We start from the raw sequence: 5,993 nt of genomic DNA, 5'->3' as shown, positions 1-5,993 counted from the left end.
ATCATGCCTCCCTCATTTTTTAGCCCTGATACTACGTGGACTGGAACTCAAATTCTCTTAAGTGAACAGCATTGGCCTCAAGGGCGGCTTTTTGGTTCATATCGCAACGTCTACTAATCTGCCGGTCGTTCCAGGCCAAAGTGTGCGTAGGCTCTCTGAGTTGCGATCCGCCCTCTGGGTGTACGTTGCAGATAGCCTTGCTGGATCAGATAAGGTTCCAGCACGTCTTCTATGGTGTCCTTCTCCTCACCGATGGCGGCGGCCAGGTTGTCGAGCCCGACTGGCCCCCCCATAAACTTGTCGATGACGGCCAACAATAGCTTGCGATCCATGAAGTCGAAACCTTCGTTGTCCACGTCCAGCATGTCCATGGCTCGGGCCGCAATGGGTCCGTCAATTCGCCCGTCAGACTTCACCTGGGCAAAATCTCGTACCCGCCTTAACAAACGGTTAGCAATCCGCGGTGTCCCCCGGGAGCGACGGGCTACCTCGAGAGCGCCGTCTTCCGTCATGTCGAGCCCGAGGCAGCGGGCGCTGCGAGAGACGATGTCGGTCAGGTCCTTGACGTTGTAAAACTCGAGGCGCTGCACGATGCCAAACCGATCCCGCAGGGGGCTGGTGAGGGAGCCGGCCCGGGTGGTGGCACCGATCAGGGTGAAGGGAGGGAGATCGAGCTTGATGGAGCGGGCCGCTGGCCCCTCCCCTATCATGATGTCGAGCTGATAATCCTCCATGGCCGGATAGAGCACCTCCTCCACCACCGGGCTGAGACGGTGGATCTCGTCGATGAACAACACGTCGTTCGGTTCCAGGTTGGTGAGCAGTGCCGCCAGATCGCCGGCCTTCTCCAGCACGGGGCCGGAGGTGGTCTTGATGTTGACCCCCATCTCGTTGGCGACGATGTTGGCCAGCGTGGTCTTGCCAAGGCCGGGAGGCCCGAAGATCAGCAGATGATCGAGGGCCTCCCCGCGCTGGCGGGCGGCCTCGATGAAGATCTCCATCTGATCGCAGACATGATCCTGTCCGGTGTAATCGGCCAGCTTTCTGGGCCGGATGGCCCGATCGATGATCTCGTCCTCACGGGCGGCACCGGCCGAGATGAGGCGATCCGCTTCAATCATTGTCTACCTCACACCAGGCTGCGCAGGGATTCACGAATGATCTCCTCTACCGACATGCCGTCGGCGGCCACCTTGCTGACGATCTGGCAGGCCTGCTGCGGCTTGTAGCCGAGGGCCACCAGTGCACTGGCCGCCTCCTCGCTCGCATCCGGGGCACGCAGCGGGCTCTCTTTCGCGGGCAGGGTGATTTCGGCCGGGGAGAAGAGATCGTGGCTGACCCAGCCCTTGAGGCGGTCTTTCATCTCCACCACCAGGCGCTCGGCGGTCTTCTTGCCCACGCCGGGCAACTTGACCAGGGAGCTTATCTCCTCGCGCTCGACGCTCATCACAAACTGGGTGGCCGTCATGCCGGAGAGAATGGCCAGTGCCAGCTTGGGGCCGACCCCGTTGGTCTTGATCAGCTCGCGAAACAGCGCCCGCTCCTGCTTGTGGTTGAAGCCGTAGAGCAGCTGGGCATCTTCACGCACCACGAAGTGGGTGTGAATGACGGCCTCTTTCCCGAGTTCGGGCAGATCATAGAAGCAGCTCATGGGCATATGAACCTCATATCCCACCCCTCCGACTTCCAGCAACACCTCGGGGGGTTGCTTCTCGATGATGACGCCTCTCAAGCGACCGATCATGTTCTTTTCCTCGCCACGCAGACTCTCGCAAATTGGGTCATAGCATAAAGAATAACTGGATAAGTATCCAGCATAGGTCCATGCAGATCATGGGATGACCCGCTCTTCATACCCGTCCATTTCCCTCGTTGAGAACACTGTCTGTCACTTTATTTTCCATCGGGGATGGCACATCTTCGTCATTGATTGAACACTGAAATGGTCTTGTTCGGCACCAGGGAAGGCTTGAGTCATGAAAATCGTCACCACATCCAACCTCGGACTCACCATTCTACTCGGCTGCACCCTGGGCATGGGGGCGATCGGCTGGTATGGCAGCCAGCGGCTGGCTGATCTGCTCTCCTACGTCCTGGGTGCCGCCTGGCAGACGGCAGATGGTGCCATGGAGGGCTCCATCGAACTCGGCAACCAGTCGCTCTATATCCAGAAAATGCTCTCGGGGATCCCCCTCGACGCACCGGAACTGCAACGGGCAAAAGAAGCGGCCAGCGATGCCTTGCGCCGGGTGGAGCAAGGCGGGCTCATCGATGCGGCGGCCATTACCACACTGAAGCAGCATGAGCAGACCTATCAGCAAGAGCAGGCACAGCTGCTGACCCTCTATCGCACCTTCACAAGCACCGATGAGGCGCTGCGCGCCAGTTCTGAACGCATGTCACGCCTCTCGACCAGGCTGGAGGTGATCGGTGACGAGGCCGTCGAGAGCCTCACCCGCTCACCGGATCAGGCCATCAGCTGGAACGGCGGCCTCGCGACCCGCTGGCAGGCGGCCGATGGCGGCATGGAGGCCAACATCGGATTCCTGCGCCAGCTCTATGCGCTGGAGAAGATGCAGAGCGAAGGCCCCACTCCTGCCATCCAGGCCGAGCTGGCACAAGCCACCCGCTTCTATCAGGACGCGGTTGACGGCATGCTGGCAACCGGCCAGTTCGATGTGCCCGGCGACGGGGAGTTTGCAGGCCAAATGCTCTCCACCCAGTATCGTGCCCTGCAAGCCGACAATGCCCGCCTGATCCGTGAATGGACCACAGCCCTGAGCGCTTATCAGAACCAGCTGGCCCGTTACGAACACAGTGCCGACCAGCTCAGGCTGGCTCTGGTCGAGGTCGAGGCCCAGGGGGACGCCACCGTCGAGGATCAGGTTCACCAGCTCAACGCCATCATCGACTACACCAGGGGACTCATCCTGGGGGGCTTGCTGCTCAGCCTGCTGATCGTCACCTGCTGCGGCTTCTGGCTGGTACGCACCATTGTTCGTCCGCTACTCCAGGTCGACAAGCGCATGCAGGACATCGCCGCCGGGGAGGGAGATCTCAATGCCCGCATCAACCTCTCACGCGACGACGAGATTGGCTCCCTGGCCGGCAGCGTGGATCGCTTCATCGAGAAGCTGCAGAAGATGATCAGCGCCACCATGGACAACAACCAGCACATCAACCAGCACGTGCACACCTCGGTCAACCGGGTCCAGGCCATCAGCCAGAGCAGCCGCCAGACCGCAGCGCATGCCCAGGCGCTGCACCACGACAGCGAGCAGATGGTGCAGGTGGCCACCACCATCTCGGACAACTGCAACCTGGCGGCACACAACGCCAATGAGGTGCGCCAGCTCACCACGCAAAGCAGCCAGTATGTCTCCTCCGCCACCGCCGGCATGCAGCGGGTGGTCATGGAGGTGGGTGAATGTGCCACCGCCATCAACGCCCTCAAGGAGCAGGCAGGGCAGATTGGCCAGATCATCTCCACCATCAGCAATATCTCGGAGCAGACCAACCTGCTGGCACTCAATGCCGCCATCGAAGCCGCCCGGGCGGGCGAGATGGGGCGCGGTTTTGCCGTGGTGGCCGACGAGGTGCGCACCCTGGCCAATCGCACCGCCACCTCCAGTGCCGAGATAACGGACGTGATCAACAGCATCCAGCAGCAGACAGAGCAGGCCTATCTGATGATGCAACGCAACCTGAAAACCGTGGAATCGGGTATGGCGGACTCCGACAACACCAAGCAGATCCTGTTCAAGGTAGAAGAGGCCATCGATCAGCTCGCCGACATGGTGCAACAGGTGGCAGAGGCGACCAGCCAGCTCTCCCACACCCTGGGGCACACCACGGGCAAGGTTTCGGATATCAGCCTGCAGGCCCAGACGGGCGAACAGGAAGCCCAGGAGTGCCTGCAACTGGCCTCCTCCCTCCATCAGGCCAGCCAGCAGCAACAGCAGTTGCTGTCGCAATTTCGGGTCTAGTGCGGGCGGGGCAAGGCCCCCGCCCTCCCCCCAGCGCCGCTGAATTTAGCCCTTGGGCCGGGGGGCTTCGCCTGTTAAAATTCCGCACTTGAAATTTTCCAGGGCCAAGCGGCCCAAACTAGCGAAGGTCTACCGCGATGCGTACCAGCCAATATCTGCTTTCCACTCTCAAGGAAACCCCCTCCGACGCTGAAGTTGTCAGCCACCAGCTGATGCTGCGCGCCGGGATGATCCGCAAACTCGCTTCCGGCATGTACGCCTGGCTGCCGACCGGCCTGCGGGTCCTGAAGAAGATTGAAAACATCGTCCGCGAAGAGATGAACAATGCGGGTGCCGTCGAAGTGTCCATGCCGGTGGTACAGCCCGCCGAGCTGTGGCAGGAGTCCGGCCGCTGGGATGACTACGGCCCCGAGCTGTGCCGCCTGACCGACCGTCACAACCGCCCCTTCGTGCTGGGGCCGACCCACGAAGAGGTGATCACCGCGCTGGTCCGTTACGAAGTGAACAGCTACAAGCAACTGCCGCTGAATCTGTACCAGATCCAGACCAAGTTCCGCGATGAAGTGCGCCCCCGTTTCGGCGTGATGCGTGGCCGCGAATTCCTGATGAAGGATGCCTACTCCTTCCACATCGACAAGGCCTCCCTGGTCGATACCTATGAGAAGATGCACGCGGCCTACTGCACCGCCTTCACTCGCATGGGTCTGAACTTCCGCCCGGTGCAGGCCGATACCGGCTCCATCGGGGGCACCGGCTCCCACGAATTCCAGGTGCTGGCCGAGAGCGGTGAAGACTTGATCGCCTTCTCCGATACATCCGATTACGCCGCCAACATCGAGATGGCCGAAGCCCTGGCACCGGCTGGCGAGCGCGCTGCCGCAACCAAAGCCCTGACCAAGGTGGCCACCCCGGCCGTCCACACCATCGACGAAGTGGCCGCTTTCCTGAACGTGGCGCCGACCGCCATCGCCAAGACCCTGCTGGTACTGGCCGAGGAAGACGAGCACGGCAAACAGGCCGTCATCGCCCTGGTATTGCGTGGCGACCACGAGCTGAACGAAATCAAGGCTGAGAAGCTTTCTGGCGTGGCTAACCCGCTGACCTTCGCCAATGACGAGCAGATCAAAGCGGCCGCCGGTTGCGATGCAGGCTCCATCGGCCCGGTCGGCTTTGCCGGTCGCATCATCGTCGATCGCAGCGCCGCCCATCTGAGCGATTTTGTTTGCGGCGCCAACGAGACCGGTTTCCACCTGACCGGTGCCAACTGGGATCGCGACATCACCTCTTTTGAGGTTGCCGACCTGCGCAACGTGGTAGAAGGCGACCCGAGCCCGTGCGGCCAGGGCAAGCTGCTGCTCAAGCGCGGTATCGAAGTGGGCCACATCTTCCAGCTGGGTACCAAGTACTCCGAAGCGATGAAGGCGAGCGTGCTGAACGAAGGCGGCAAGTCCGTCACCATGGAGATGGGTTGCTACGGTATCGGGGTTTCCCGTCTGGTGGCTGCCGCCATCGAGCAGAACAACGACCAGTACGGCATCATCTGGCCGGACGCCATCGCCCCGTTCGAAGTGGCCATCGTGCCGATGAACATGCACAAGTCCGAGCGCGTGGCCGAGCAGGCACAGCAGTTCTACGCCGAGCTCAAAGCCGCCGGGGTGGACGTGCTGTTTGACGACCGCAAGGAGCGCCCGGGGGTGATGTTCGCCGACATGGAGCTGATCGGTGTGCCCCACGCCATCGTCATCGGTGACCGTGGTCTCGACAACGGCGTGGTGGAGTACAAGTGCCGCCGCTCCGGCGAGAAGCAGGAAGTGGCGATCAAAGAGATCGTTGCCCTGCTCAAGGCCAAGCTGGGTCGCTGATAACGCGACATACCGCCTTTCGCTTTTCATAGGAAAGCCCCGAGTGCCACGGCACTCGGGGCTTTTTATAGGTTCTTCGCGGGATCTTGGGGAAGTGGAAGTTGACAGACAGGGTGCTGGTAAACTGGCTGTCTCCAAACACACC

Annotated in this window: 4 protein-coding genes; 2 read left to right on the top strand and 2 right to left on the bottom strand. The window is 61.4% G+C overall.

Annotated features, from left to right (window positions below; translation table 11 throughout):
• Positions 1 to 113: 113 nt before the first annotated feature.
• Positions 114 to 1,121 (bottom strand): Holliday junction branch migration DNA helicase RuvB, encoded by a 1,008-nt coding sequence (gene ruvB / locus OKC30_RS19500; RefSeq protein ID WP_160836594.1) that lies wholly within the window; start codon positions 1,119 to 1,121, stop codon positions 114 to 116.
• A gap of 8 nt (positions 1,122 to 1,129) precedes the next feature.
• Positions 1,130 to 1,744 (bottom strand): Holliday junction branch migration protein RuvA, encoded by a 615-nt coding sequence (gene ruvA / locus OKC30_RS19495; protein ID WP_160836596.1) that lies wholly within the window; start codon positions 1,742 to 1,744, stop codon positions 1,130 to 1,132.
• Between the two features lie 232 nt (positions 1,745 to 1,976).
• Between ruvA and OKC30_RS19490 the strand changes: the two genes are divergently transcribed.
• Both OKC30_RS19490 and OKC30_RS19485 read left to right on the top strand, forming a co-directional pair.
• Entirely contained in the window at positions 1,977 to 3,986 is a 2,010-nt protein-coding gene (locus OKC30_RS19490) for a methyl-accepting chemotaxis protein (RefSeq protein WP_160836598.1), read from the top strand.
• 137 nt (positions 3,987 to 4,123) lie between these two features.
• Positions 4,124 to 5,848, top strand: a complete 1,725-nt coding sequence (locus tag OKC30_RS19485; protein WP_128296422.1) for a proline--tRNA ligase — start codon at positions 4,124 to 4,126, stop codon at positions 5,846 to 5,848.
• Positions 5,849 to 5,993: the final 145 nt, after the last annotated feature.

The organism is Aeromonas sp. QDB18 (assembly GCF_027705325.1).
Classification (GTDB): domain Bacteria; phylum Pseudomonadota; class Gammaproteobacteria; order Enterobacterales; family Aeromonadaceae; genus Aeromonas; species Aeromonas caviae.
The sequence above is the reverse complement of the archived record's forward strand: the minus strand, read 5'-3'. Positions and strand labels throughout refer to the sequence as shown.